25 protein-coding genes and 1 riboswitch are annotated in these 25,571 nt (G+C 68.6%); of the genes, 16 read left to right on the plus strand and 9 right to left on the minus strand.

What is annotated here, in order from left to right; genetic code table 11:
* Window positions 1-13: 13 nt before the first annotated feature.
* Window positions 14-973: a hypothetical protein gene (locus FB382_RS07635; protein WP_182538083.1), complete on the minus strand. Its 960-nt coding sequence runs from the start codon at window positions 971-973 to the stop codon at window positions 14-16.
* Window positions 958-1,575: a hypothetical protein gene (locus tag FB382_RS07640; RefSeq protein ID WP_182538085.1), complete on the minus strand. Its 618-nt coding sequence runs from the start codon at window positions 1,573-1,575 to the stop codon at window positions 958-960. Before FB382_RS07640 ends, FB382_RS07635 begins: the two co-directional genes overlap by 16 nt.
* 282 nt (window positions 1,576-1,857) lie before the next feature.
* Here FB382_RS07640 and mobF point away from each other — a divergent pair, with 282 nt between their 5' ends.
* Entirely contained in the window at window positions 1,858-5,385 is a 3,528-nt protein-coding gene (gene mobF, locus FB382_RS07645) for a MobF family relaxase (protein WP_343055522.1), read from the plus strand.
* 1,637 nt (window positions 5,386-7,022) lie between these two features.
* On the opposite strand, the gene FB382_RS07650 is transcribed toward mobF, so the two are convergent.
* The 3 genes from FB382_RS07650 to FB382_RS07660 all read right to left on the minus strand — a co-directional run bounded on the left by FB382_RS07650 (window position 7,023) and on the right by FB382_RS07660 (window position 7,837).
* Window positions 7,023-7,220 (minus strand): hypothetical protein, encoded by a 198-nt coding sequence (locus FB382_RS07650; RefSeq protein WP_182538087.1) that lies wholly within the window; start codon window positions 7,218-7,220, stop codon window positions 7,023-7,025.
* Window positions 7,221-7,375: 155 nt separating this feature from the next.
* Entirely contained in the window at window positions 7,376-7,624 is a 249-nt protein-coding gene (locus FB382_RS07655; RefSeq protein WP_182538089.1) for a hypothetical protein, read from the minus strand.
* Window positions 7,625-7,636: 12 nt separating this feature from the next.
* Window positions 7,637-7,837, minus strand: a complete 201-nt coding sequence (locus FB382_RS07660; protein WP_182538091.1) for a hypothetical protein — start codon at window positions 7,835-7,837, stop codon at window positions 7,637-7,639.
* A gap of 256 nt (window positions 7,838-8,093) precedes the next feature.
* Window positions 8,094-8,203: riboswitch (TPP riboswitch) on the plus strand.
* Between FB382_RS07660 and FB382_RS07665 the strand changes: the two genes are divergently transcribed.
* From FB382_RS07665 to thiC, 7 genes are all read left to right on the plus strand, one after another.
* On the plus strand, window positions 8,200-8,793 hold the full coding sequence (locus FB382_RS07665; RefSeq protein ID WP_182538093.1) for a thiamine phosphate synthase: 594 nt from the start codon (window positions 8,200-8,202) through the stop codon (window positions 8,791-8,793). (Overlaps the previous riboswitch by 4 nt.)
* Complete coding sequence (locus tag FB382_RS07670; protein ID WP_182538095.1) at window positions 8,793-9,821, plus strand: FAD-dependent oxidoreductase; 1,029 nt, start codon at window positions 8,793-8,795, stop codon at window positions 9,819-9,821. Before FB382_RS07665 ends, FB382_RS07670 begins: the two co-directional genes overlap by 1 nt.
* A complete protein-coding gene (gene thiS, locus FB382_RS07675) occupies window positions 9,818-10,006 on the plus strand; it encodes a sulfur carrier protein ThiS (protein ID WP_182538097.1) in 189 nt (62 codons plus the stop codon). The genes FB382_RS07670 and thiS overlap by 4 nt, the downstream gene beginning before the upstream one ends.
* Window positions 10,003-10,767 (plus strand): thiazole synthase, encoded by a 765-nt coding sequence (locus FB382_RS07680; protein ID WP_182538100.1) that lies wholly within the window; start codon window positions 10,003-10,005, stop codon window positions 10,765-10,767. The genes thiS and FB382_RS07680 overlap by 4 nt, the downstream gene beginning before the upstream one ends.
* Window positions 10,764-11,324 (plus strand): thiamine phosphate synthase, encoded by a 561-nt coding sequence (locus tag FB382_RS07685; protein ID WP_182538102.1) that lies wholly within the window; start codon window positions 10,764-10,766, stop codon window positions 11,322-11,324. The genes FB382_RS07680 and FB382_RS07685 overlap by 4 nt, the downstream gene beginning before the upstream one ends.
* Window positions 11,321-12,103 carry a bifunctional hydroxymethylpyrimidine kinase/phosphomethylpyrimidine kinase gene (gene thiD / locus FB382_RS07690; RefSeq protein WP_182538104.1) on the plus strand — a complete coding sequence of 261 codons (783 nt, stop codon included), beginning with the start codon at window positions 11,321-11,323 and terminating at the stop codon, window positions 12,101-12,103. Before FB382_RS07685 ends, thiD begins: the two co-directional genes overlap by 4 nt.
* Window positions 12,100-13,791, plus strand: coding sequence for a phosphomethylpyrimidine synthase ThiC (gene thiC, locus FB382_RS07695; protein WP_182538106.1), 1,692 nt, complete (start codon window positions 12,100-12,102; stop codon window positions 13,789-13,791). Before thiD ends, thiC begins: the two co-directional genes overlap by 4 nt.
* 453 nt (window positions 13,792-14,244) lie before the next feature.
* Here thiC and FB382_RS07700 read toward each other — a convergent pair whose 3' ends face one another.
* Window positions 14,245-14,409 carry a hypothetical protein gene (locus FB382_RS07700; RefSeq protein ID WP_182538108.1) on the minus strand — a complete coding sequence of 55 codons (165 nt, stop codon included), beginning with the start codon at window positions 14,407-14,409 and terminating at the stop codon, window positions 14,245-14,247.
* A 531-nt stretch (window positions 14,410-14,940) separates the two neighbouring features.
* Window positions 14,941-15,390 carry an Lrp/AsnC family transcriptional regulator gene (locus FB382_RS07705; RefSeq protein ID WP_343055523.1) on the minus strand — a complete coding sequence of 150 codons (450 nt, stop codon included), beginning with the start codon at window positions 15,388-15,390 and terminating at the stop codon, window positions 14,941-14,943.
* A 130-nt stretch (window positions 15,391-15,520) separates the two neighbouring features.
* On the opposite strand from FB382_RS07705, the gene pdhA reads away from it, so the two are divergent.
* The 6 genes from pdhA to FB382_RS07735 are packed head-to-tail and all read left to right on the plus strand — an operon-like array spanning window position 15,521 to window position 21,881.
* Window positions 15,521-16,606: a pyruvate dehydrogenase (acetyl-transferring) E1 component subunit alpha gene (gene pdhA, locus FB382_RS07710; RefSeq protein WP_182538112.1), complete on the plus strand. Its 1,086-nt coding sequence runs from the start codon at window positions 15,521-15,523 to the stop codon at window positions 16,604-16,606.
* Between the two features lie 14 nt (window positions 16,607-16,620).
* Window positions 16,621-17,607 carry an alpha-ketoacid dehydrogenase subunit beta gene (locus FB382_RS07715; protein ID WP_182541409.1) on the plus strand — a complete coding sequence of 329 codons (987 nt, stop codon included), beginning with the start codon at window positions 16,621-16,623 and terminating at the stop codon, window positions 17,605-17,607.
* The gene (locus FB382_RS07720) at window positions 17,607-18,905 is read left to right on the plus strand and encodes a dihydrolipoamide acetyltransferase family protein (RefSeq protein ID WP_182538114.1); all 1,299 of its coding nucleotides are present in this window, start codon (window positions 17,607-17,609) and stop codon (window positions 18,903-18,905) included. Before FB382_RS07715 ends, FB382_RS07720 begins: the two co-directional genes overlap by 1 nt.
* A complete protein-coding gene (gene lpdA, locus FB382_RS07725; protein WP_182538116.1) occupies window positions 18,905-20,281 on the plus strand; it encodes a dihydrolipoyl dehydrogenase in 1,377 nt (458 codons plus the stop codon). Before FB382_RS07720 ends, lpdA begins: the two co-directional genes overlap by 1 nt.
* A 16-nt stretch (window positions 20,282-20,297) precedes the next feature.
* Window positions 20,298-21,089, plus strand: a complete 792-nt coding sequence (locus tag FB382_RS07730; protein ID WP_182538118.1) for an enoyl-CoA hydratase/isomerase family protein — start codon at window positions 20,298-20,300, stop codon at window positions 21,087-21,089.
* Between the two features lie 45 nt (window positions 21,090-21,134).
* On the plus strand, window positions 21,135-21,881 hold the full coding sequence (locus FB382_RS07735; RefSeq protein ID WP_343055524.1) for a lipoate--protein ligase family protein: 747 nt from the start codon (window positions 21,135-21,137) through the stop codon (window positions 21,879-21,881).
* Between the two features lie 34 nt (window positions 21,882-21,915).
* On the opposite strand, the gene FB382_RS07740 is transcribed toward FB382_RS07735, so the two are convergent.
* Window positions 21,916-22,218, minus strand: coding sequence for an EthD family reductase (locus FB382_RS07740; protein WP_182538121.1), 303 nt, complete (start codon window positions 22,216-22,218; stop codon window positions 21,916-21,918).
* Window positions 22,215-24,245, minus strand: coding sequence for a phenylacetic acid degradation bifunctional protein PaaZ (gene paaZ, locus FB382_RS07745; protein ID WP_182538123.1), 2,031 nt, complete (start codon window positions 24,243-24,245; stop codon window positions 22,215-22,217). The genes FB382_RS07740 and paaZ overlap by 4 nt, the downstream gene beginning before the upstream one ends.
* Before the next feature lie 89 nt (window positions 24,246-24,334).
* Here paaZ and paaA point away from each other — a divergent pair, with 89 nt between their 5' ends.
* Both paaA and paaB read left to right on the plus strand, forming a co-directional pair.
* Complete coding sequence (gene paaA, locus FB382_RS07750) at window positions 24,335-25,270, plus strand: 1,2-phenylacetyl-CoA epoxidase subunit PaaA (protein WP_182538125.1); 936 nt, start codon at window positions 24,335-24,337, stop codon at window positions 25,268-25,270.
* Window positions 25,267-25,569, plus strand: a complete 303-nt coding sequence (gene paaB / locus FB382_RS07755; protein ID WP_425490060.1) for a 1,2-phenylacetyl-CoA epoxidase subunit PaaB — start codon at window positions 25,267-25,269, stop codon at window positions 25,567-25,569. Before paaA ends, paaB begins: the two co-directional genes overlap by 4 nt.
* Window positions 25,570-25,571: the final 2 nt, after the last annotated feature.

Consider the following 25,571-nt stretch of genomic DNA (forward strand, 5'->3'; position numbering starts at 1 on the left):
CTCACGCGGCTCGCTATTCCACGAGCACCTGCGCCTCGCCCACCGTGATGGCGACCGAACGGCTCAAGCCGTTCAGCCGGATCGTCCCGGTCTGCCCTGCTCCGGACCACGTGATCACCCAGTCCGAGGTCGCCGTGACGACGTACTGCCCACCCGGCTCATGTGCGCTGGACTTGTCGTAGATGTGTCCGCAGTCCGGTGACCGTCGGTTGCCGAAACTCGGCTTGTACGGCGTGCCAGGGGTCCGGCACACGACCTCGCTGCCGTCGCCCATGTCCCAGGTGATCTGTTCGACTCGAGCCGTCGCCGTGACTCTGATTCCACCGGCGCTCGCCGAGGCCGTGGCGGGCCCATAGGTGTGGTTGTCGGGATTGTTCGCCCACATCCACACTGGCATCCCGACGAGGCCGATGCTGTTCGGTCCGGGTTCGGGCGCGATGCCGATGTTGATGGCACTGAGTCGCATCGAATCGATGGCGATCTGGGCCACCTGCTGTGGCGTCGGACCGATACCTGAGTTCGGGGGCGGATCCTGAGCCCACAGATTGATGATGATCCCGGTCTGTGGCTGATAGCACGTGTAGACCGCCCCGTCGCCTGGGTCGTGCCCCTGCCATGCCGGATCGTCGGCAGGCGGCTGTGGGTCCATCGCCTTGATGTAGCAGTTGTACGTGTTGGACCAGTAACCGAACTCCGACGTGCAGGGCACCGGTCCGGCAGGAGGCTGGCTGAGTCCCTGCTTGGCGGGGTCCCAGTAGCACGACGCCCCGGGCCCGGTGCCTTTCGGCCCGCCGCCCCCAGGATCGCCTGGGGTGCCTGGGGTGCCTGGAACCTCGACCCAGATCAGGCACTGCCCCGTCGCGGGGTCGGTCTGCTGGCACACCATGTCGGCGGCAGCCGAACCTTGACCGCCAACGATCAGGCTCGTGATGGCGAGCGAGGCGATGACGGCGCGGGTCAGGAGGGCGCGCATGGCGTCTGCTTGAGGTCCTGGCCAGTGGCGATGCGCCAGCCGTTCGACGGGTTCTTTGCCCAGTGGTAATTGGCGACCGTGTAGCGCGTCCAGCCCGTGGAAGGGCGGCCGGGGGATACGACAGACTTGCCCGTCGCGTCGACAATGTCGACGTCCGTGACGTCCCAGCAGACATCGATCGTGACTGTCGGGACCTTGCCCGCAGCCGGGTCAGAGTTGTCCAGATTGACGGTCTGCACAGTGAGTTCGGCGACTCGCGTGTCGCCGACTTGATGGAGACCCTTGGAACGCTCAGTGCTGACCAGCCGCCGCTGAGCTGCGAGCTGAGAACTGGTCGCGGCCGAGGCCAACGTGCCCAACGACTTGCTTGGATGCTGGCGTAGATGGTCAACAACCGCGAAGTACGCGCGGACCACTGACGAGGCTGCCGCGGCGGCGGTGTCCGAGTCCGAGACAGGTGCGACGCTGGAGGGGGCCGTGGAAGAGCTCGACGCAGTCGGTGTGGTCGACGCTGGATCGCCTGCGTTGTCGGCGCAGCCCGTCCCTGCGACCAGCAGGAGTGCCACGGTCGCAGAGATCGCGAGGATTCGTACGTTCGTCATGCCCGAGTGCCCACCACCTTCCGAAGCCAACGGCTTGGGAAGGACACGAACGACGCTGCGAGACGGCCTCGAAGCGCCGGCCAGGTTCCATTGAGCCACCGATTCACCTGTTTCCGCAACGGCGACTCCTGACTTCAGTCACCTGTTCCGAGTGCTACCGGAACTCAGGTACGAACCTCTTCCCAAGTCCTTCGGTCTACCAGTCATCTCGCCAGCACACGGTTGGCAGATCGAGGGGTGTGGACAACGGTGCGCACCTTGGGCCTGTGAATGGGGTGAGTCGTGACGGTGTCGATGCGCAAGATGTCAGCCGGCAGTGGCTACCGATACCTCCTGCGCAGCGTGGTGGCCGGTGACGGCAACCGGGGGCTCGCTACGCCGCTGACTCGGTACTACGCCGAGGCCGGCACCCCGCCTGGGCGTTGGCTCGGGTCGGGACTTAGTGGCTTGGGGGACGGTCAGCTGAAGCCGGGCGCGCAGGTCCACGAGTCGCAGCTGGCCCTGTTGATCGGTCTGGGACGAGACCCGGTGACCGGGGAGCAGCTGGGTCGGGCGTTCCCCGACTACCCGGCCACGGATACACGGATCGCAGCCCGGGCCGCCGAGATTCCGGACGATGTCCGCGGTGAGGAACGCGACGCCGAGGTCGCCCGGATCGAGGCGGAGGAGTCGGCAGCGAGCGGCAGGCGTCCGGTGGCCGGTTTCGACTTCACCTTCAGTGTCCCGAAGTCGGTCTCCGTACTGTGGGCCGTTGCGGATGCCGACCTGCAGGCGATGATCGTGGAGGCCCACCACGCGGCGGTGGCTGAGGTGCTGGACTACTTCGAGCGTGAGGTCGCCGCCACCCGGACGGGTTTCGCGAACACTGATGGCGCGGTCGCCCAGGTCGGTGTCGCGGGTGTGGTGGCGGCGGCGTTCGACCACTACGACTCCCGGGCCGGGGACCCGCAGTTGCACACCCATGTGGTGATCGCGAACAAGGTCCAGGCCCTGCTGGATGGCCGGTGGCGCAGCCTGGACAGTCGCCCGGTGCACGCGGCGGTGACCGCGTTGTCGGCGCACTACAACGCGGTGCTCGCCGACCGGCTGACCGGCACGTTCGGCGTGGGTTGGGAGGCGCGTGACCGGGGGGTGGACCGGAACCTGCAGTGGGAGATCGCCGGGGTGCCCGAGGGGCTGATCGGGGAGTTCTCCAGCCGGACCCGCGAGATCGAGAAGGAGAAGGACCGCCTCATCGGGGAGTACGCGGAGCGGCACGGCCGAGCGCCCTCGAACGCGACCATCGTCCAGCTCCGTGCCCAGGCGACGCTGGCGACCAGGCCCGAGAAGGAGATCCGGTCCCTGGCCGACCTGACCAGGGAGTGGCGCCAGCGGACAGACACAATCATTGGCGGTGACCCGGCCCGGTGGGCGCGTGCCGTCGCCTCCGGTGCGGCACCGGGGGTCGTCGAGGTCGACGCTATCCCGTTGGATCGGATCCACGAGGTGGCGCGGCAGGTGGTGGCCGAGGTCAGCACCCAGCGGTCCACCTGGCGGCACTGGAACCTGTGGGCGTCGGCCTCGAGGCAGACGATGGGCTGGCGGTTCCGCAACGCGGGGGACCGCGAGAAGGTCGTCGGCCTGATTGTCGAAGCCGCGGAAGCAGCCTCCGTGGCGCTGACACCGCCCGAGCTCGCGCTCAGCCCCGCCGCCTTCCGGCGGGACGACGGCACGTCGGTGTTCCGGCCGCGCCATGCCACGATTTACTCCTCGACCGAGATCCTGGCCCTCGAGGACCGGCTGTTGGCCAGGGCGGCCGAGCCGACGGGGAAGCAGGCTGCGCCACGTCTGGAACTGGAGTCGGTCACGGCCGCCACCCGCCGAAGCGTCGCGCGTGGCCGGCTGAGCCGGGACCAGGCCGAGGCCATCGCTCGGGTCGCGGCGACGGGGCGTCGGCTCGACCTGCTGGTCGGCCCCGCCGGCACCGGGAAGACGACGGCGATGCGTGCCCTCGCCCGAGCCTGGGTCAGGACGTACGGGCGGGGGAGCGTGATCGGGCTCGCGCCCTCAGCGGCCGCCGCGCAGGCACTGGCCGACGACCTAGGCATCGAGTGCGACAACACCGCCAAGTGGCTCCACGACCACGACCGAGGGAGAGTCGGCTTTGCGACCGGTCAACTGGTGATCATCGATGAGGCGAGCCTGGCCGACACCCGCACCCTGGACCGGATCACTGGCCTCGCTGTCAACGCCGGCGCCAAGGTCTTGCTGGTCGGCGACGACGCCCAACTGCAGTCCGTCGATGCCGGTGGCGCGTTCTCGATGCTCGTCGAAGCCCGGGGCAGCGACGTTCCCGTCCTGAGAGAAATCCACCGCTTCACTCACGCGTGGGAGAAGCACGCGACCACGGCGCTGCGCCGCGGAGAAGTCGAGGTCATCGACACCTATGCCAACCACGGGCGTCTCCGCGACGGAACGACCGACCAGATGCTCGACGCGGCCTACACCGCCTGGTGTGCTGACGTCCGTAGGGGACTCGACAGCATCCTGGTCACCGACGCCACCAGCTCGGTCCTCGCCCTGAACGCCCGCGCCCGGGCCGACCGAATCCTCACCTACGACGACGCCTGCGGGCCCGAGGTCGAGCTCGCCAAGGGAGCACACGCCTCTGCCGGTGACCTCGTGATCACCCGCAAGAACGACCGCCGTCTCCGGGCCCTCAACGGCGGCTGGGTCCGCAACGGTGACCGCTGGACAGTGACCGCCGTTCGCAAGGACGGTTCACTCGCGGTCCGTCGCACCTGGCACCGGCTGTCGGCGACTGTCGTGCTCCCGCCAGAGTACGTCGCCCAGCACGTCGAACTCGGTTACGCGGTCACCGCCCACCGCGCACAAGGCATCACCGTCGACACCGCACACGTCGTCGCCTCCGCATCGACAACCCGAGAGAACCTCTACGTTTCCATGACCCGTGGCCGAGACTCCAACATCGCCTACGTTGCCCTCGACCGGCCCGACGACACCCACCCCACCGCGGACGTTGAGGGCGGCAACGCGGGGACGGTCATTTTCGGGGTCCTACAGCACTCGGGCGCCGAGCTGTCGGCGCACCAGATCATGCAGATCGAGCAAGAGACCTGGACCTCGATTGCTCAGCTCGCGGCAGAGTACGAGACCGTCGCCAGTGCCGCCCAACGTGACAGGCTCGTCGACCTCCTCCGGCGCTCGGGACTCACCCCGAAACAGCTCCGCGCCGCGGCCTCGTCAACAGCCTTTGGGCCCTTGACCGCCGCCCTCCGCCAGGCCGAGGCCCACCACCACAACCTCGAACAGCTCCTGCCCCGGGTCGTCACACAGCACCCACTCGACGACGCCGACGACATGGCCGCCGTCATCCGCTATCGAGTCGACACAGCCGCGAGTCCGAGTTCGCCAGATCCCGCCTCACCACCGCCGCGGCTCATCGCTGGCCTCATTCCCGAGGCTCTCGGGCCGATGGAAGGCGAACACCGACACGCACTGGAACAGCGAAGACTACTCATAGCCCTTCGGGCTCGTCTGCTGGCGGACGGGGGTCGTGGCCTCGGCATTGACCCGTTGGATGCGGTTGAGTGGGGTCTTTGGAGAGCGGCACTCACCACCGTCGCTGCCTACCGAGACCGCTATGTCATCGCTACGACCGGGCCGTTGGGCGGGACGGCCGGAAGGGATGCGCAGCGGAGGGCGCGGCTCCCTACCAGAAAAGCGGACAGGCTGCCGGGGCGGACGGGCACCCCAGGGTCCAGCCACGAAACTCAGGCGAACGCCGCCCCCGCGGCGGGCCTCGAGTAGTCCACAGAAGGGGGCTTCCCCGTGAAGGCCGGTGCCGCCATGGCCTACAGGGCGCATCGCGCGGTCCTCATGTGCCATCGCCAGACCGCCGCGCCGCACCGCGACCCGGATCCACAGCAGTGGCTTCCGATGCTCCGGGGCGCAAACCCACCAGATCATCGGCGTCTGTGCGCCAACATTCGGCAATCTCAACTGTTCAACTTGCCGGCGTACATCCGGAGCCACGCGTGCTTGCCGTCGGGCGAGGAATTGGCCACCCCCGTCTCAGCCATTAGCGCTTCTAGGGATCGAGCTCGACCACAGGGGTTCGTCGTCCTGGGGACATCGCCAACTGTCGGCACTGTCACGGGCAGTTCGACGCCACGGAGTTCGTCTTGGCAATGCCGACGTCACCACGAGGCCGTCCGCCCTGGTGACGGGACGGGACGGCCCCGTGTAATCACGACGAGAGCAGCGGCTCCGTCGTCGCTCCCCTCAGCGTCGTAGGCACGCAGGGGAGGGAGATAGGCGGGGCGGGTCAATAGCATCCTGAGTCACTAGCGTGCTCGGGCATCGCGGTGCCAGGGCGCGTGTTGTCGCAGCCCTGCGTCCCCTGGATCCAAGGGGAGAGTCACCCGAATTCTCCACCGATCTAGGGAGTCCCCAGAACCCGAACTTGGGTTGTGACCCCATTGCATCGACTGCTTGTGGTCGGGGGCCACCAGCATTCTCGACAGAGAACGCGCCGGGGTAGACATGACATGCGAACACGTGGAGCGAGCGTCGATGAGGTCAAGCTGCATCGACAGTGGCACGAGCGACCCAACCGTGTGCTTCGGCCGCTGGACCTGGCTGAGGGAACGTCAACTGCAAGCGGTGCTTCGTCGAGGTGCGGGAGTCCTCGAGGGCGGGGCACGCCTGGCGGTACACGATCTTGATCGAGCTGGCTCGGTCGGTGACCGGGGTGTCGGCGGGGGCGCTCGAGGATAGGCGCCGGTAGGTCGTGTGAAGCCCGCCACAAGGCGTCTAGCTACCGACGAGTACGCGGGAAGCTGGCGTGTTGCTCCATCCGGTGCGCCATCGGGGTCTCGGAACCTCGATCTCGGGACCCGACCATCTTGACTCCCTGCAGTAGGACCCGATCGTGACGAATGAACGACCACACTTCCAGGCGTCGGTTGAGTGCGCCGACGGCGAGCACTTCTACTGCACCTTCTATCGAACGGCCCTGACGGGCACGGCTGCGTGTGGGTGTCCGTGCCACCGGTAGCGGCCATCGCCGATGAGCCGGGGGCGTGAAGTTGTGCGAGATTTGCTGGGTGCAGGTTCCAGCGACCTAAGTGATCTTCCCCGAACGTGGCATGAGGGCCGGGATCCGCGGGGCGACGCGGGTGACTCGCGTCGGGTGCCCGCTATGAAGGCGGAGAGTGGGGGCTGACCGTCAGCGCGTCAGGACGGTCGACGCCGACGCGTCGCGCGATGCCGGCGGCCACGGTGCTTAACAAGGGCCACCCGATGGTCGAGACGACCTGGATGAGGCAGCGGGCACGGATCATCATCGGTTCCTGCGACCAAGTGCGGCAGATCGGGTGGGTGGATTGCGGTGTGCCGCCTCGAGAGAGGTCGTGACGGCACACCGCAGCTGGTGGGGCCCGGGGCTAGCGTCCGACGCTGCGTCGCAGCGGCGCGTGGACTGCTGGGGTTCCGGGCTCGTGGTGGAGCGTTGTGACGGGCGTGCGGACGTTCCTGTCCCCGTCGTCCTCGTGCCATGCGCTGTGCAGCGGCATCAGGAGTTCGGGCACCATCGCCGAACAGACCGCGCACTGCAGGCGCTGGTCGCTGACGAGGTTGGGCACGGCCTGGAATCTATTGCGATCCATTGCATACCCATGAGTAGGTGATTTGCTGCACAGGCATGGTCTGGTCCAGCGACGGGTGTGCCCTGAATCGCCACGACAGTGGCAGGGCTCAGCGGGCGCCGCATCGTCGGGCACGGCACTGGAGTGCCGAGTCATGCCGCACCGCCGATGAGCTGGACGAGGTGCCCGTTCATCACCTTCCCGCGGAGCGGGTGGCCGCGGCGGGTGCGGGCGACGGTGAACCAGCCGTCCCAGTATGTCGAGTCAGGTCCGCGTCGTGTGCCGTACTCCAGGCGGACGTACCCGACCTCGTGGTCGGCGTCGAGAACGCAGGCCCCGTCACGGAGTGCAGAGCCGAACGCGTCGCGCAGGTACTTCTCGTTTTCCGGCAGCACGAACATGGGGACGCCTCCTCAGCCCGCAAGGAGGTGGTCGGCCTCTGCGCGCAGCAGCATCGCGGCGGAGCGGTGGCCGAGGATGGTGGCCGGACCGGGGGACCCGTACGGCGTGGCCGCAGCCTCGTCGGCCGCGCGACTGTCCTCGCGGCGGGCAAGCTCGAGCAGGATCGAGCGCAGCTGCCTGGCCATGCTGGTGTCGGACGGATCGATGTTCATGACTGCCTCGCCTTCCGCGTCGGGGTGTGTGGGGGACTGCTCCCACTGAACGCCCAGCGGGCTTTGGGCGCGACCGGAGAACTACGTACTTCGCTACGGAGACGTGCCCGGCTCGAGGGCGTTGGGCACGTCGAGTTCGCTGCGGGACCAGGGTTGAATCTCGCCGCGGCAATGCCACGGTCGTGTTTTGGTAGGCGGGAGATCCGCGAATCGGACAGGTCACATCGCCTCGCCATCGGTTGCGCTACGTTTTGCGAACCACCACCACGGGAGTTCGCGGCAGCGAGCTGAGAGGGAGCTGTTCCGCTCCGACCGTCGAACCTGATCCGGGTCATGCCGGCGAAGGAAGCGAGGAGCGTTCCGTGCTGTTGCCACGCCTGTTCTGTCTGGTCGACGCCACCGACGACCTGTCCCTGCTGCCGGCCCTCGCCCGGGCCGGCGTCGGGGGCTTCCAGGTCCGCGCCAAGGCGGTCGACGACCGCGCCCTGCTGGCCCTGACCCGCGCGGTCCGCGCCGCGGTCGAGGAGTACGGCGCCCTCGTGGTCGTCGACGACCGGGTCGACGTGGCCCTGGCCGCGGGGGCCGCGGGCGTGCACCTCGGTGCGTCGGACCTGCCGGTGGCCGACGCGCGCCGGATCGCGCCCGGCCTCGTCGTCGGCGCGACCTGTCGGTCCCGGGCCGAGGTCGTGGCCGCCCGCGAGCAGGGCGCCGACTACGCCGGCTTCGGTCCCGTCTTCGCCTCCGACTCCAAGGCGGGCCTGCCCGAGCCGCTGGGCGTTGCCGCGGTCGCCGCAGCCACCGGAGTGCTGCCGCTGGTCGCCATCGGCGGCATCGACGCGGCCGGTGCCGCGCTCGCCCGCGCGGCCGGTGCCCACGGGGTCGCCGTGATCGGCTCGATCTGGCGGCCGCCCGACCCGGTCGCCGCCGCGAAGGAGCTCGTGGCAGCGGTCGCCTGATGCGGGTGCGGGTCCTCGGGGCCGGGATCATCGGCCTGGCCTGCGCCGACGAGCTCCTCGTCCGGGGCCACGAGGTCGAGGTGGTCGACCCCGCGCCGGGGCTGGGTGCCAGCCATGCCGCGGCGGGGATGCTCAGCCCCTCGAGCGAGGTGTGGCACGGCGAGGAGGAGATCCTCCGCCTCGGGATGGCAAGCCTCGCGCTATGGCCGGGCTGGGCCGGACGCCTCGGCGTACCGCTCACGACGACGGGCACGTTGCTGGTGGGACGCGACGCCGGTGACCTCCAGGACGTCGAGCGGCAGGTGGCGCTGCTGGCGTCGCACGACGTGCGCGGCGACCTGCTGTCCGCGGCCGCCGTGCGCCGCCTCGAGCCCACCTTGTCCGCCCGCGTCGCCGGGGGAGCGCTGCTGCCCGGTGACCACAGCGTCGATCCACGGGCCGTCGTCGCGGCGCTGCTGGCGCGGGTGCTGGTCCGGGCGGAGGCCGACGCCACGACCCCGGACGTCACCGTCGTCGCCACCGGCGCCCGGCTGCCCGCACCCTGGACCCACCTCGTGCACGGCGTCCGCGGCGAGGTCGTCCGGGCCCGCACCGACGACCCACCGGTCCGCACGGTGCGCGGCTGGGTGCACGGCGTCCCGGTCTACGTCGTGCCGCGGCCCGGAGGTGAGGTCGTCATCGGCGCGACCTCGGAGGAGCACGACGCGCCCCCGGTCGCGACCCTGGGCGGGGTCGCCCGGCTGCTCGAGGCGGCCCGTGAGCTGGTGCCGGGCCTGGACCGGGCCGAGCTGATCGAGGTCCTCGCCCGGGACCGGCCCGCCACCGCCGACCACCTGCCCCTCGTCGGCCCCACCCACGACCCCGCCGTCGTGCTCGCCGCCGGCCACTTCCGGCACGGCGTGCTGCTCGCCCCGCTCACCGCCCGACTCGTCGCCGACCACCTCGACTGCGGCGCCGTCCACCCCGCGCTCGAGCCGCGCCGCGTCCTGCCCGTCCCCTCCGCCCCGACCCGAGGAGCACCCGCGTGAACATCATCCGCAACGGCCAGCCGGCCGTCGTCGCCAACGGGAGCACCGTCGCCGACCTCGTCCGGGGGCGGCGCGGCATCGCCGTCGCCGTCAACGGCGAGGTAGTGCCACGCGACCGGCACACCGTCACCCTCCTCCGCGACGGCGACGTCGTCGAGGTCGTCACGGCGGTGCAGGGCGGATGACCGACGTGCTGGAGATCGCCGGCGTCCCGCTCACCTCTCGGCTCTTCCTCGGCACCGGCGGCCTGCTCCGCCCGGCGCTGCTGGAGCCGCTCCTCGCCGCCGCGCGGCCCGGCCTCGTCACCGTCTCGGTCCGCCGTACGTCGGCCACCCGCGACGGCAGCCTGCTCGACACCCTCACTCGGGCCGGGGTGCGGCTGCTGCCCAACACCGCGGGCTGCCTGAGCGCCCGTGAGGCCGTGCTGACCGCGCGACTGGCCCGTGAGGCGCTCGGCACCGACTGGGTCAAGCTCGAGGTGATCGGCGATGAGCGCAGCCTGCTGCCCGACGCGGTCGAGCTGCTCGACGCGGCCGCGACCCTGGTCCGCGACGGGTTCACGGTGCTGCCCTACACGACCGACGACCCGGTGCTCGCCCGTCGGCTCGAGGACGTCGGCTGTGCCGCGGTGATGCCGCTGGGTGCCCCGATCGGCTCCGGGCTGGGCATCCTCAACCCGCACGCGATCGAGGCGGTCGTCGCGGCGGTCGACGTACCCGTCGTGCTGGACGCCGGCGTCGGCACCGCCAGCGACGCCGCCCTGGCCATGGAGCTCGGCTGCGACGCGGTGCTCGCCGCCAGCGCGATCACCCGCGCCGACGACCCGGTCGCGATGGGCCGCGCGCTGGCCCTGGCGGTCGAGGCCGGCCACGCCGCCCGAGGCGCCGGCCGGATCCCGAAGCGGCCCACCGCCCGCGCCTCGAGCCCGGGCCGGGAGCTCGTGTGAGGACCCGCCTGCTCCTGCTCACCGATCGGGCCCAGCTCAGCAAGGGCCGGTCGCTGTCGCGCACGATCGCGGAGTGCGTCGAGGCAGGGCTGGAGGCTGTCGTCGTCCGCGAGCACGACCTCGGCCCCCGCGACCGCCGCGCCCTCCTCGCCCGGGTCGCCGAGCTGGACGGCCTCACCGTCATCTCCTCGCGGATCGTCGACCCTGCCGCCCACGGGCTCCACCTCGCGGCGCACCAAGAACGTGTGGACGGCTGGCACGGCCGGTCCTGCCACTCCGCCGACGACGTACGACGCGCGGTCGCCGACGGCGCCGCGTGGGCGACCCTCTCGCCGTACGCCGCCACCGCCAGCAAGCCCGGCCACGGACCGCCGCTGCCGCCCGACGCCTTCACCGACGACTCGGGCATCCCGGTCTTCGCCCTCGGTGGGATCGACGCCGGCAACACCCGGGCGGCCGTCGAGGCCGGCGCCCACGGGGTCGCGGTCATGGGAGCCGTCATGCGCGCCGCCGACCCCGCCGACGTCGTGGCCCGCCTGCTCGCGGAGCTGGCATGACCCCCGCCGTCGCCCTGACCGTCGCCGGCACCGACTCCGGGGGAGCGGCCGGGATCGCGGCCGACCTGGCGACGTTCGCGGCGCTGGGGCTGCACGGCGCCTGCGTGGTCACCGCCGTCACCGCCCAGGACACCACCGGCATCCGCGACGTGCACCCGGTGCCGCTGGCCAGCGTCGAGGCCCAGCTCGACGCCGTCCTCGACGACCTCCCCGTGGCGGCCGTCAAGACCGGCATGCTCGGCAGCCCCGAGGTCGTCGAGCTCCTGGCCCGCTGGCTCGCCGGACGCCCGCTCGTCGTCGATCCCGTGCTGGTCGCCACCAGCGGCGTCGTGCTCGGCGACGAGCACGTCGTGGCCGCCTACCGGGCCCACCTCCTCCCCGCCGCCACCGTCATCACCCCCAACGCCCACGAGGCCGCGGTCCTGCTCGGCCGGGCCACCGACCCCGCGACCGCCGCGGCCGCCCTCGCCGACACCGGCCCGGCCGTCGTCCTCACCGGCGGCGGCACCCGCGGCACCTGCACCGACTGGCTCGCCCTGCCCGGCCAGCGCCCGGTCGCCCGCACCCACCGCGCCGTCCCCACGACCAACGACCACGGCACCGGCTGCACGTTCAGCGCAGCGCTCGCCGCCCACCTCGCCCGCGGCGCCGACCTCGACGCAGCGGTCCACCACGCCGGGCTCTTCACGGTCCGGCAGCTCGACGTCAGCAGGCGCTGGACCCTCGGCCGCGGCCGGGGACCCGTCGCCCACACAACCCCCACAGGAGAACCCGCATGAATGTCCACCCCGCGCACACCCGCGTCCTGGTCGACCACGGCGACCCCGGCGAGCACGGCGACATGCGGGTGCCCGTCACCCGCGTCGCCCTCACCAACGGCGAGACCTTCGACCGCTACTGCACCGCCGGCCCCGGCAGCGACCCCGAGGTCGGCCTCCCACCGCTCCGGGCCGGCTGGATCGAGGGCCGCGGCGACACCACCACCTACGCCGGCCGCGAGGCGCAGCTGCACGACAACGGCCGCTCCGCCGTACGCCGCGGCGCAGCCCGCGACGAGTGGCGCGGCACCCGCAACCCGCCCCGCCGCGCGGTCGACGGCGCCACCGTCACCCAGATGCACTACGCCCGCGCCGGGATCGTCACCGCCGAGATGCAGTACGTCGCCCGCCGCGAGGGCTGCGAGGTCGAGCTGGTCCGCTCCGAGGTGGCCGCCGGCCGCGCGATCATCCCCGCAAACGTCAACCACCCCGAGGCCGAGCCGATGGTCATCGGCAAGGCGTTCCTGGTGAAGATCAACGCCAACATCGGCAACTCCGCGGTCACCTCCAGCATCGCCGAGGAGGTCGACAAGCTGACCTGGGCGGTGACCTGGGGCGCCGACACCGTCATGGACCTCTCCACCGGCGACGACATCCACACCACCCGCGAGTGGATCCTGCGCAACAGCCCGGTCCCGATCGGCACCGTCCCGATCTACCAGGCGCTGGAGAAGGTCGACGGCGAGGCCGACAAGCTCACCTGGGAGATCTTCCGCGACACCGTCATCGAGCAGTGCGAGCAGGGCGTCGACTACATGACCATCCACGCCGGCGTGCTGCTGCGCCACGTGCCGCTGACCGCCGAGCGGGTCACCGGCATCGTCTCCCGCGGCGGCTCGATCATGGCCGGCTGGTGCCTGGCCCACCACGAGGAGAACTTCCTCTACACCCACTTCGACGAGCTCTGCGAGATCTTCGCGGCCTACGACGTGAGCTTCAGCCTCGGCGACGGGCTGCGTCCCGGATCTGTCGCCGACGCCAACGACGCGGCCCAGTTCGCCGAGCTCCGCACCCTGGCCGAGCTGACCGAGCGCGCCTGGGCCCACGACGTCCAGGTCATGGTCGAGGGCCCCGGCCACGTCCCCTTGCACCTCGTGGAGGAGAACGTCCGGCTCCAGCAGGACTGGTGCCACGGCGCGCCGTTCTACACCCTCGGGCCGCTCGCCACCGACGTCGCGCCCGGCTACGACCACATCACCAGCGCCATCGGCGCGGCCACCATCGCCATGCACGGCACCGCGATGCTCTGCTACGTCACCCCCAAGGAGCACCTCGGCCTCCCGGACCGCGACGACGTCAAGACCGGCGTCATCACCTACAAGCTCGCCGCGCACGCCGCCGACGTCGCCAAGGGCCACCCCCACGCCAGGGACTGGGACGACGCGTTGTCCAAGGCCCGCTTCGAATTCCGCTGGAACGACCAGTTCGCGCTGTCCCTCGACCCGCAGACCGCCCAGTCTTTCCACGACGAAACGCTGCCCGCCGAGGGCGCCAAGACCGCGCACTTCTGCTCCATGTGCGGCCCGAAGTTCTGCTCCATGCGGATCAGCCAGGACGTCCGGGACCGGTTCGCGGAGAAGTCGGCGGAGTTCCTCGAGCTCGGCGGCACGATCTACGTCGACGAGCAAGCCCCGGCGGCCGGTCGCTGACTGCTGTCGCAGGTCGTCCCGCCCCGGGCGAACGGGGCGGGACGACTCGAGCGATCACGACGGAAGGCAGAACTCCGTCGGCGCACTCGCCCCACCGTCATCAGCACACCACGGGGGTCGGGGACCAAGCCGGTGGGGCGAGCACGCCGAGGCTAGGGGGATGGCGTCGGTGTCTCTAGTTGACTGGCGAGTACGTGAGACGCGTGTCCAGACCACGGAACCCCTTGAACCGTTGCCGATCCGTCGTCGCGCGCGCTCCAGCCGGGCATGGGTCTCACCCGAGCCAGTCGCCGTACAGGCACTCGTCGGGTCGAGGAGACCAGCCCGGTCGTCGCTGGAGTGCAGGGCGCGACTGCCAGCCCGACGACACCGCGCGCCGACTGAGGTCGACGAGATGACCTCCGGCGGGTACGACGACTGAGGTGACCACCGCGGTCAGGCAGCGCAGCCGGATCACGACGGGGTCCCCGTCGTCTCGGCCAGTGCGGCCAACCGGTCGCGGACGACGTCGGTGGCAGCGACGGTCGCCCGACGCAGGATCCGCTCCTCGATCGACGCATGCCCCACGGTCTGGGCCCGGTGCCACTCGCGATGGAACCCATAGAGGTGAGTGGCCACCTCCGCCCAGCAGATCTCGCAAGGCGACGTGGTCGGGGCGTGGGGTGGTGCGGACATGAGGGACCCGGATATCTGCTCGGAGGCGGCGTACGCCGCGCAGGTAGTGACCGTCAGTAGGCTGCAGTGTCGCCGCGAACTGGTCATCGGACGTCCGCAGTGCCCCGGGATCGCCGTGGTGTCCGCAGTGACCGGAGCCGTCCCGAGCCGTGTCCGTGTCCACGAAGGCCGGCTCGGTCAGCGCGTGGTGGCTGGTGGGTCCTGAACCTTCAGTGCCAGTCACGCTAGTGACTCGCCGCGGTGGGGGCAGTCCTACTGGGCAGTAGGTGACATGGGTCACGCTCCGCTCCGAGAGTGGGCGGTTCGCGGGAATCGGAGACATTGAGGATGCGCGAGCTGTTGAGGGAGGCGTCCGGGCAGAGGATGCCGGCGATCGCCCAATCGGTGAAAGTGATCGGGAGTGAGTCCGACGTTCAGATGCGCGGAGCCACAGCGGCGGCAACGCCGTCAGGACACTTTGACGCGGTGCGCTGCCTAGCTTCGGACTAGCGGCTGTGGCTCCTCGAAAACCAGCAACGTGCGTGTGCTGCGCACCCCGGGCATGCCCTGGATCTCGTCGAGCACCAACCTCCGGAGGTCGCCATTGTCTCGCGCCCTGACGAGCAGGATAACGTCGAACTCACCGCCGACGAGCCCAATGTGCACGATGCCTTCGAGGGCGCACAGTCGTTCGCGGACCTCGCGCCAGTCCGCCTGACGAAGGCTCAGGGTGACGTAGGCGGTCGTTCCCAGCCCGCTCGCGACGGGGTCGACGTCGGCCCGGAAGCCTCGGATTACACCGTCCCTGGTTAAGCGCTCGACGCGAGCGTAGGCGTTGGCTCGCGAGATGTGCAGGGTCTCGGCAAGGGTCCGCATGGACATGCGCCCATCCCTGGTGAGCTCAGCGAGGATCCGCTCGTCAGTGGTGTCCAAGCTGTTGGCCACTCGTCTCATCCTTCGTTCTAGCACGAACCGTTTTTGGATGTTCGGCTCTTAAACTGGCCACTATAGGCTACATATTCTCGCATTCCAGGCCGATATGGAATCTGAATGGCAAGAAGGGGACCATTCTTGCATGACACACGACCATCTCCTTCCGTCCGCCGAACCTGTCACGCTTGTCGACGCGCACGGCCATTCGGTGGAGTCGCTGAGGTACCCCGCGCCCGCTGACGAGGCGCTCGTCAGGGCGTTCGACGGCTTGATTACGGGCAGGCGGCTCAACGACCAGGCGTATGCGCTGGTGCGGCAGGGGCGGCTGGCCGTGTACCCGTCGTCGCACGGCCAGGAGGCGTGTCAGGTCGCCGCTGCTCAAGTACTGACCGAAGGGGACTGGCTCTTCCCGACGTACCGAGACACCGTGGCTGTGGTGGGTCGCGGTGTCGACCCGGTCGAAGTGCTGACCCTGCTGAAGGGTGACTGGCATTCCGGATACGACCCCTACGAGCACAAGGTTGCCCCCGCGACCACGCCCCTCGCTACCCAACTGCTGCACGCGGTCGGCGTAGCGCACGCGGCTCAGCTCCGCGGCGAGCCCACGGTCGTCATGGCGATGACTGGGGACGGGGCAACGAGCGAGGGCGACTTCCACGAGGCCCTCAACTTCGCGGCTGTCTTCAAGACGCCCGTGGTGTTCTTCATTCAGAACAACGAGTACGCGATTAGCGTCCCTCTCGCACGTCAGTCGGTGGCACCGTCCCTTGCCCATAAGGGGATCGGTTACGGAATCCCGGGCCAGCGAGTCGATGGGAACGACCTGGCAGCACTGCTCGCCGTGCTTGGCGATGCCGTCGCGAGTGCGCGTGCCGGGGACGGGCCGCAGTTGGTCGAGGCGCACACCTATCGGATGCAGGCCCACACCAATGCCGACGACGCCACGCGTTACCGCGAGGACGAGGAGGTGCAGGCCTGGGCCGGGCGAGACCCGATCACGCGGCTTGAGACGCACCTCCGCGACCGGGGCCTCCTTACCGACGAGCAGCTGGCGGAGTTTGCCGCGCGCGCGGAGCAACTCGCCACGCACGTGCGTGACGGCCTCAATCGCGATGTCGAACCGGATCCGTTCGCCCTGTTCGCGCATGTGTACGCCGAGCCCACGCCGCAACTCGTGGAGCAGATGGCGGTAGTCGCCGACGAGCTGAGCCGAGAAGGAGCGCACTGATGACCGTGAACGAGATGGAGCACGTGAAGCTCACGATGGCGCAGGCGCTCAATCGGGCGCTGCGTGACGCGATGGCCGACGACCCAACTGTCTTGATGTTTGGGGAGGATGTCGGTCAGCTCGGCGGCGTCTTCCGCGTCACCGACGGGATCACTGCTGATCTGGGCGAGGATCGTTGCTTCGACACTCCCCTCGCGGAAGCGGGGATCGTCGGAATGGCCATTGGAATGGCCATGAACGGCATGCGCCCGGTCGTTGAGATGCAGTTCGATGCCTTTGCATACCCCGCGTTCGAGCAGATCGTCAGCCACGTCGCCAAGATGCGCAACCGGACCCGCGGTCGGATGTCGTTGCCGATCGTCATCCGAGTTCCCTATGCAGGGGGCATCGGCGGTGTCGAGCACCACTGCGACTCCTCCGAGGCCTACTACGCCCACACGCCTGGCCTCCATGTGGTCGCACCCTCGACACCGAGCGACGCCTACTCGCTGCTTCGGGAGGCCATCGCTTCACCTGATCCGGTCATCTTCCTCGAGCCGAAGAAGCTCTACTGGAGCAAGGAAGAGGTCACCTTGGGCGACTCGTCGGTGCCCGGGATCGGCAGGGCCGTCGTACGCCGCGAGGGCACGGATGCCACGCTCATCGCGTACGGACCCGCAGTGCCCGTCGCGCTCGAGGCAGCTGACGTGGCCGCCCAAGAAGGGCGCAGCCTGCAGGTCGTCGACGTGAGGTCGATCGTGCCGTTCGACGACGAGACCGTCTGCGCGGCGGTTCGTTCGACGGGACGCGCGGTGGTGGTCGCGGAGGCCTCGGGTTTCGCGAGCGTCTCGTCGGAGATCGTCGCGCGTGTGACTGAGCGCTGTTTCCACTCACTGGCTTCGCCGATTCGCCGAGTCGTCGGATTCGACATCCCGTACCCGCCGCCAAAGCTCGAGCACTTTCAGCTCCCTGGCGTCGATCGAGTGCTCGACGCTGTCGACGACCTCCAGTGGGACGACTGATGGCTGACCAGACCTTTTTTCTTCCCGACCTGGGCGAGGGCCTCACCGAAGCTGAGATCGTTCGCTGGCTTGTCGCCGAGGGTGATGTCGTGTCAGTCGACCAAAGCATCGTCGAGGTGGAGACTGCGAAGTCCCTCGTTGAGGTCCCCTCACCGTACGCCGGTCTAGTCGCCACGTTGCATGCCGCAGAGGGTTCGACCCTCGACGTCGGTAAGCCCCTGATCACGGTCGCCGAGTTCGTGCCCGAGCGTGAGCCGGCGGCCGTTTCCAGCGCTTCGATCGCTGCTGTTGCCTATCGCGAGGAGGAGGGGGGTGGCTCGGGAAACGTTCTTATCGGGTACGGCACTTCCGGCGGACCTTCAAGAGCTCGCAGCCGTCGTTCGCGCACCCCTACTCTGAGCCCTGTGTCCGAGCGCCGCGAACAGGCGGCTCGCGGCTCGCGTCTTGTGATCTCCCCACTCGTCCGGAACTTTGCGAGAGTGAACGGGCTCGATCTCGAGAGCGTCACGCCCACGGGGCGGGGCGGAGTCATCACCAGGGCTGACGTCGAGCGCCAGCTCGCCGCCCCCATTGTCCGAAGCACTGTCCCGCCAGGCGCAGAGAACGCGGCCGAACGACGGATTCCGCTCAATGGATTCCGCAAGGCAGTGTCCGCGGCACTGAGCCGCAGTCGATCTGAGATCCCGGAGGCGACCGTGTGGGTCGATGTGGATGCGACGCGCCTCTGGGAACTGCGCGAGAGTAGTCGCCTGCCCGGCGATCCGGGCCCGGGGATTCTTGCCCACCTCGCCCGGTTCGTCGTGGCGGCCCTGAAGGAGTACCCGGTCCTCAACGCGCGACTGGATGTCGATCGTCAGGAGATTGTCGAACTCGAAGGAATCAACTTGGCCATCGCGGTCCAGGGCGAGCGTGGGCTGGTCGTGCCGGCGGTCATCGGTGCGGGCACCATGACGACGTCGGAGCTCGACTCCGAGATCCGCCGCCTGACGGCAACCGCGCGCGAGGGTCGAGCAACGGCAGCGGAACTGTCCTCGGGAACGTTCACTCTCAACAACTATGGCGGGTTCCGCGTCGACGGTAGCGCCGCGATCATCAACCACCCGCAGGTCGCGATCCTTGGTTTCGGCCGCATCATCGATCGAGCCTGGGTCGTCGATGGCGAGATCAGTGTCCGCAAGATCACTCAGATGAGCTTCGTGTTCGACCACCGGGTGTGCGACGGCGGTACCGCCGCGGGGTTCATGCGCAGTGTCGCGGACGCGATCGAAAACCCGATCGCCGCGATGGCGAGGCTGTGATGACAGTGAGGACCTTTGACGTCGTCGTCCTGGGAGGCGGGTCGGGAGGCTATGCCTGCGCTCTCCGAGCAGCCCAGCTGGGGCTGTCGGTAGCGCTCGTAGAGCAGGACAAGGTGGGCGGAACTTGCCTGCACTCCGGGTGCATCCCGACCAAAGCGCTGCTGCACGCTGCCGAGATTGCGGACTCCGCCCGCGACGCCATTCAGTTCGGAGTGCACGCCACCTTCGACCATGTCGAAATGGGGGCCGTGCACCGCTACAAGGACGCCGTGGTCAGTCGGCTGTTCAAGGGACTGACCGGCCTCATTTCAGGACGTGGCATCGAGATCATCGCCGGTGCTGGCCGAGTTGTGGGCCCCCGCTCAGTGGCAGTCGGGGGGGAGACAGTCACCGGTCGGAACTTGGTGATCGCGACCGGCTCTACCACCCGGACACTCCCAGGTCTGGAGCTCGACGGCGTACGAACCCTTAGCTCCGAACACGCCCTCAAGCTCGACCGGGTCCCAGAGGCCGTCGTGATCCTGGGTGGCGGAGTAATCGGCTGCGAGTTCGCCAGCGCTTGGCGGTCGTTCGGCGCTGCCGTGACGGTGATCGAGGCGCTTCCTCGACTTGTCCCCGGCGAAGAGGAGAGCTCGTCGCTCGTGCTCGAACGCGCCTTCCGGAGACGCGGAATCAACGTACGAACGGACACGGCGTACGCGAAGCACGAGGACACCGAAGCTGGTGTACTGGTTCACGTTTCCCGAGGAGACTCGGTTGAAGCAGACCTGATGCTCGTGGCCGTGGGTCGCACGCCCACCACGGCTGATATCGGTCTCGAGCAGCACGGTGTGCGGCTCAACCGGGACTTCGTTGTCACCGACGAGCGCCTTAGCACTGACGTCGATGGTGTGTACGCCGTGGGCGACGTGGTCGCCGGACTCCAGCTCGCGCACCGCGGCTTCGCCCACGGAGTGTTCGTCGCCGAGGAAATCGCAGGGCTGGACCCTGTTCCCGTCCAGGATGAACTGGTGCCGCGAGTCACCTACAGCAATCCAGAGGTCGCCTCGGTCGGACTCACCGAGGTTGCAGCCCGCGCGCGCTACGGGGATGACGTCGAGACCCAGACCTACGATCTCGGCGGCAACGGCAAAAGCCAGATCATGCGGGCACAGGGGCAGATCAAGCTGGTCAGGAAGACCGGCGGGCCGGTGGTCGGCGTCCACATGGTCGGCGAGGGTGTGGGCGAGCTGATCAGCGAGGCCCAAATGATCTGTGGCTGGGAAGCCTTTCCGAGCGACGTTGCGCGGCTGATCCATGCGCACCCGACTCAAGGTGAGGCGCTCGGTGAGGCCCATCTCGCACTAGCGGGCAAGCCCCTTCACGCGCACAACTGACCGAAAGGGATCGAGAATGCAGGAGAGTCCGGTCGTCGTTGACATAGCCGGCGCAGTGGCCACCGTGGTGATCAATCGACCAGCGCAACGCAATGCCCTGGATCGCCTCACCAAGGAAGCCTTGCGCGATGAGCTCAGCCGTGTCGCGGCGGATGCGACCGTGCGAGCGGTTGTGCTGACAGGTGCTGGCTTGGCCTTCTGTGTGGGACAAGACCTCGCGGAGCACGCCGAAGCGCTCAAGACAGATCCGGCAACAGCATTCGAGACAATCGGCCAGCACTACGCTCCGATCGTGACTGCCCTGGCGGCCATGGAGAAGCCGGTCATCGCGGCCGTGAACGGCACCTGCGTCGGGGCCGGCCTGGCCCTTGCGCTCGCGTGCGACCTCCGCGTTCTGTCGGCCGAAGCGATGATGAGTACGGCTTTCACGGGGATCGGCTTGACCTGCGACTCAGGACTGGCCAGCACGCTCGCACGCTCTGTGGGCGAGTCTCGCGCCAAGGAACTCATCCTGCTCGCGGAGCCGTTCAGCGCCGATGATGCCGTTCAGTGGGGAATCGCTGGACGGGTGGTGCCGGCGGAGGAGGTGGGCGACGTCGCCCGCGCCCTGGCGCAGCGACTCGCAGTTGGCCCAACGATTGCGTACGCGGAGACCAAACATCTGATTGCCCAGTCGTTCAACGAGACCATTGCCGAGACGCTCCAGTCCGAGGCGGCGGCCCAGGCGCGAGTCGGCCAGAGCAAAGACCATCGGAACGGGGTCGCGGCGTTCCTCGCTAAGCGGAAGCCCGTCTTCGAAGGCCGGTAGTCGCCAGTCGCTTCGCGTCCTCTCGCTGTCGGGGATGATGGCAACGTGCGATTCCTCTCCGGGCCACTCACCGGCGGCAACCAAGCCCTGGAGCTGGCGTTCGCCCATGCGACCTTAAGGCGGGTCTCCCAAGACCGGGCCGACGAAACGGTCCGCATCTATCGGCCAACCAGTCCCGTTGTGGCGTTCGGACGCCGGGATGAGCGACTACCCGGATTCAAGCGTGCTGTCGGGAGCGCCCTGGAGCGTGGGTTCACGCCTGTGCTGCGCCCAACAGGTGGCCGGGCCGTCGCCTATACCGAAGCTGCGCTCGTGGTCGATCACACGAGGCACGAGATCAACGCCGTCGCGGGGCAGGAACAGAGGTTCATCTCTTTCGGGACCATGTTCGCCGACATGTTTCGCGAGTGGGGTATCGATGCACGCGTCGGCGCCGTGCCGGGGGAGTACTGCGCGGGGGCACAAAGCGTCAACGCTCGCGGGGTCGTGAAACTCGTCGGAACAGCGCAACGTGTGGTCCGCGACGGGTGGCTGTTCAGCTCACTCATCGTGGTCGGGGACGACGAGCCGATCAAAGAGGTCTTGAGTGAGGTCTACCGTCACTTGGATCAGGATTTTGACGAGGGCTCGGTCGGCTCTCTCACGACGGAGGCGCCCGGACTTGGTATCGATCTTGTCGAGAGCATGGTGGCGCGAGCGATCGTTGGCGACACAATGGCGACACCCGCCGCGCGCGACGGTGCCACCATCGACCTAGCCCTCCAGTTGTTCGCCGACCACGCGACGGAATGACCTGCGCCTTCACCTGCGGAATGGTCGGCGCTCATCAGTCAGCGCCGACGACCTCCCCGGTGAACATTACTCGCGTGGCCGGGAGGGTTTCCGCGTCGGCGCCGACCGCAGCCATCTCCGGCGACTTCAACGCGGCCTTGAGGGCGTTCGCGTCATCGAAGTCGAGCTCAGCCACCAGGTAGGGAGCTACGCCGCCGAGCCCGCGTGGTTTCGAGAACGACACGCCGCGCAGCCCGGGCAGTGGCCTAACCAGGGGGACGTGTTGCTCGAAGTACCGCTTGTCGAATGCCTCGGGGTCGGCAGGCGTGTCGTACTGGATGGTGAGGCGGTGGGTCATGCGCTTCCTTCATTCTGGGGCCACGTCTTCGCCACAAGGGTCAGCACGTCGTACGTCGCGACGGGCTGGTCGTCCTGGTTGGTGACGACCGCGTCCCATCGGACCTCGCCGTAGTCCGCCGAGGAGCGGGGAGTGATCTGCTTGACTGTGAGATGCACCTGGATCGTGTCACCGGCCCTCACGGGCGTGAGAAAGCGTAGGTTGTCGACGCCGAAGTTGGCGAGCACCGGCCCAGGGTTGGGCTCGACGAAGAGACCGGCTGCCAGGGACACGACGAGGTAGCCGTGCGCGACGATGCCGCCGAACAGGGGGCTTGCGGCGGCCGCCTCGGGGTCGGTGTGGGCGTAGAACGTGTCGCCGGTGAACTCCGCGAAGTGGTCGATGTCCTCGAGCGAGATGGTGCGTGTGTCGGTCTCGACACTGTCGCCGATCCTCATCTCTGCCAAGCTCCTGCGGAACGGGTGAGTGCTGCCGAGCACGCGCAGAGAACCCGTGGTCCAGCGACCGGTGATCGCGGTTACCATGTCCGGCGAGGCTTGGATCGCGGTGCGCTGCATGTGGTGCAGCACGCCTCGGATGCCACCGAGCTCCTCGCCCCCGCCGGCCCGGCCCGGGCCACCGTGAACGAGCATCGGCAGCGGAGAGCCGTGACCGGTGGACTCGGCCGCGTCGGCGCGGTTGAGGACCAGGATTCGGCCGTGCCACGGGGCGAGCCCGAGGGTGGCCTCGCGCGCCACGGTGGGATCGTTGGTGACCAGCGAACCGACCAGGCTGCCCTTTCCGCGCGCGGCGAGAGCGACGGCCTCCTCGATCGAGTGGTAGGTGATGACGGTGCTGACCGGGCCGAACGGCTCGACGTCATGCAGCTCGGTCGCGCCGGCTCGCGCTCTCAGCAGGACGGGCGCCATGAACGCACCCGGGAGGTCAGGTGTGTCGCCTTCGTAGACGATCTCGGCCGAGTTGCGCAGCGCCTCGACGGCCTTGGCGACCTCGTCGCGCTGGGAGAGGGAGGCGAGCGGCCCCATCCGGATGCCCTCTTCGGCGGGGTTGCCGATGGTGATTTTGGCGAGGCGTGCGCTGATCGCCTCGATGACCTGGTCGGCGATCGGTTCGGGAACGATGACGCGGCGGATCGCCGTGCACTTCTGGCCAGCCTTGGCCGTCATCTCGGCGACCACGCCCTTTACGAAAAAGTCGAACTCGGGGTCGTGGACGTTGACATCGGGACCGAGGATCGAGCAGTTCAGTGAGTCGGCCTCGACGCCGAGCGTGACCCCTCCGTGCAGCACCGAGGGGTGGTTACGCAGGATGCCGGCGGTGCGCGCGGAGCCCGTGAACGCGACGGAGTCCTGGACGCCTAGCTCGTCGAGTAACGATCCGGCGCCTCCGCAGAGCAGTTGGAGCGATCCCTCGGGGAGGATGCCGGACTCTATGATCCGGCGTACGACGAGCTCGGTGACGTATGCCGTCTGGCTGGCCGGCTTGACGATGCTCGGCAGGCCGGCGAGGAACGCGGGTGCCAACTTCTCGAGCATGCCCCAGACGGGGAAGTTGAACGCGTTGATCTGCACCGCGACGCCCGGGCGGGACGTGTAGATGTGCTGGCCCATGAACTGGCCGCCACGGCCCAACTGCTCAACCGGGCCGTCGAGGACGATCGTGTCGTTGGGCAGTTCGCGCGTGCCCTTGCTGGCATAGCTGAAGACCGTGCCCAAGCCGCCATCGATGTCGATCATGGAGTCGGTCTTGGTTGCACCGGTGCGCGTCGAGAGCGCGTAGAACTCGCCCTTGTGAGCGGACAGGTGCTTGGCGAGTGCCTTCAGGAGCCCTGCTCGCTCGTGGAAAGTCAGGTCGCGAACTGCTGGCCCGCCGACGTTGCGCGCATGCTCCACCATCGCAGTGAGATCGAGTCCAGAGCTCGAGATACGGGCGACCTCCTCGCCGGTGGAGGCGTCCAGCAGGGCCTCGCCGTCGGCCTCGGCGTGGAACCAAGTCCCGGCCGTATAACTCTCCAGAAGTGCGCTCACAAGTTCAATTCCTCTCATTGCCAGGGTTGGCGATCGCGTGCAACACTATTACAGACCGATCGGTCAGTAAATAGGCAATAGGAGGAAAGATGCCAGTCGACGAGGCAGAGTTGCTGGCGGGGTTTGAGGCCACCATCGGCCACAACGACCGCATCGAGCCGCGAGACTGGATGCCGGAGGGCTATCGCAAGACGTTGATTCGGCAGATCGCCCAGCACGCCCATTCGGAGATCATCGGGATGCAGCCTGAGGGCACTTGGGTGACCCGCGCGCCCTCCCTACGCCGCAAGGCGATCCTGCTCGCGAAGGTGCAGGACGAGGCCGGTCACGGGCTCTACCTCTACTCCGCCTGCGAGACCCTCGGCGTCTCCCGCGACGAGCTGACGCGCCGACTGATCGACGGGTCGCAGAAGTACTCCTCCATCTTCAACTACCCGGCCCTCTCGTACGTCGACGTGGGCACGATCGGCTGGCTCGTCGACGGCGCTGCGATCTGCAACCAGGTGCCGCTGTGCCGCACGTCGTATGGACCCTACGGACGGTCGATGATCCGGATTTGCAAGGAGGAGTCCTTCCACCAGCGCCAGGGCTTCGAGCTGCTGGCGACCATGATGCGTGGCACTGACGAGCAGCGCGCGATGGTGCAGGAGTCGGTCAACCGCTTCTGGTGGCCCGCCCTCATGATGTTCGGCCCGCCCGACGACGACTCGCCCAACTCCGCCCAGTCGATGGCCTGGGGGATCAAGCGCAACACCAACGACGAGCTGAGACAGCGCATGGTCGACATGACTGTGCCGCAGGCAGACGCCCTGGGGGTGACGCTGCCCGACCCGTCGATCACGTGGAACGACGAACGCGGTTCCTACGACTTCGGGGCGCCCGACTGGGAAGAGTTCTGGGATGTCGTGCAGGGCAACGGCCCGTGCAACAAGCAGCGCATCGATCACCGCAAGAAGGCATACGACGACGGGGTTTGGGTCCGCGAGGCCGCCATGGCGTTTGCCGCGAAGGGAACAGAGCAGTGAGCGACATCTTGAAGATCGAAGCAGAGTGGCCGCTGTACGAGGTGTTCGTCCGTGGTAAGCGAGGGCTCAACCACGTCCACGTCGGATCCCTGCATGCCGCCGACGACCAGATGGCGCTGCACCATGCTCGCGACGTCTACACCCGTCGCAATGAAGGCGTCAGCATCTGGGTGGTGCGCTCCAACGCCATCGCTGCGTCGAGCCCGGACGAGAAGGATCCGTTGTTCGCCCCCAGCGGCGACAAGGTCTACAGGCATCCGACCTTCTACGACATCCCCGACAACGTCCCCCACATGTGAGC

This window comes from Nocardioides ginsengisegetis (genome assembly GCF_014138045.1).
Lineage (GTDB): Bacteria > Actinomycetota > Actinomycetes > Propionibacteriales > Nocardioidaceae > Nocardioides > Nocardioides ginsengisegetis.

What these genes read in the sequence shown, in the direction of transcription:
- FB382_RS07680 (WP_182538100.1), top strand. Translation starts at nt 10,003, where the DNA reads ATGACCGACGTGCTGGAGATCGCCGGCGTCCCGCTCACCTCTCGGCTC.
- FB382_RS07740 (WP_182538121.1), bottom strand. Translation starts at nt 22,218, where the DNA reads ATGACCCACCGCCTCACCATCCAGTACGACACGCCTGCCGACCCCGAG.
- FB382_RS07635 (WP_182538083.1), bottom strand. Translation starts at nt 973, where the DNA reads ATGCGCGCCCTCCTGACCCGCGCCGTCATCGCCTCGCTCGCCATCACG.
- FB382_RS07670 (WP_182538095.1), top strand. Translation starts at nt 8,793, where the DNA reads ATGCGGGTGCGGGTCCTCGGGGCCGGGATCATCGGCCTGGCCTGCGCC.
- FB382_RS07720 (WP_182538114.1), top strand. Translation starts at nt 17,607, where the DNA reads ATGGCTGACCAGACCTTTTTTCTTCCCGACCTGGGCGAGGGCCTCACC.
- thiC (WP_182538106.1), top strand. Translation starts at nt 12,100, where the DNA reads ATGAATGTCCACCCCGCGCACACCCGCGTCCTGGTCGACCACGGCGAC.
- pdhA (WP_182538112.1), top strand. Translation starts at nt 15,521, where the DNA reads ATGACACACGACCATCTCCTTCCGTCCGCCGAACCTGTCACGCTTGTC.
- FB382_RS07655 (WP_182538089.1), bottom strand. Translation starts at nt 7,624, where the DNA reads ATGTTCGTGCTGCCGGAAAACGAGAAGTACCTGCGCGACGCGTTCGGC.
- FB382_RS07730 (WP_182538118.1), top strand. Translation starts at nt 20,298, where the DNA reads ATGCAGGAGAGTCCGGTCGTCGTTGACATAGCCGGCGCAGTGGCCACC.
- paaA (WP_182538125.1), top strand. Translation starts at nt 24,335, where the DNA reads ATGCCAGTCGACGAGGCAGAGTTGCTGGCGGGGTTTGAGGCCACCATC.
- FB382_RS07640 (WP_182538085.1), bottom strand. Translation starts at nt 1,575, where the DNA reads ATGACGAACGTACGAATCCTCGCGATCTCTGCGACCGTGGCACTCCTG.
- lpdA (WP_182538116.1), top strand. Translation starts at nt 18,905, where the DNA reads ATGACAGTGAGGACCTTTGACGTCGTCGTCCTGGGAGGCGGGTCGGGA.
- FB382_RS07660 (WP_182538091.1), bottom strand. Translation starts at nt 7,837, where the DNA reads ATGAACATCGATCCGTCCGACACCAGCATGGCCAGGCAGCTGCGCTCG.
- thiD (WP_182538104.1), top strand. Translation starts at nt 11,321, where the DNA reads ATGACCCCCGCCGTCGCCCTGACCGTCGCCGGCACCGACTCCGGGGGA.
- FB382_RS07715 (WP_182541409.1), top strand. Translation starts at nt 16,621, where the DNA reads ATGGAGCACGTGAAGCTCACGATGGCGCAGGCGCTCAATCGGGCGCTG.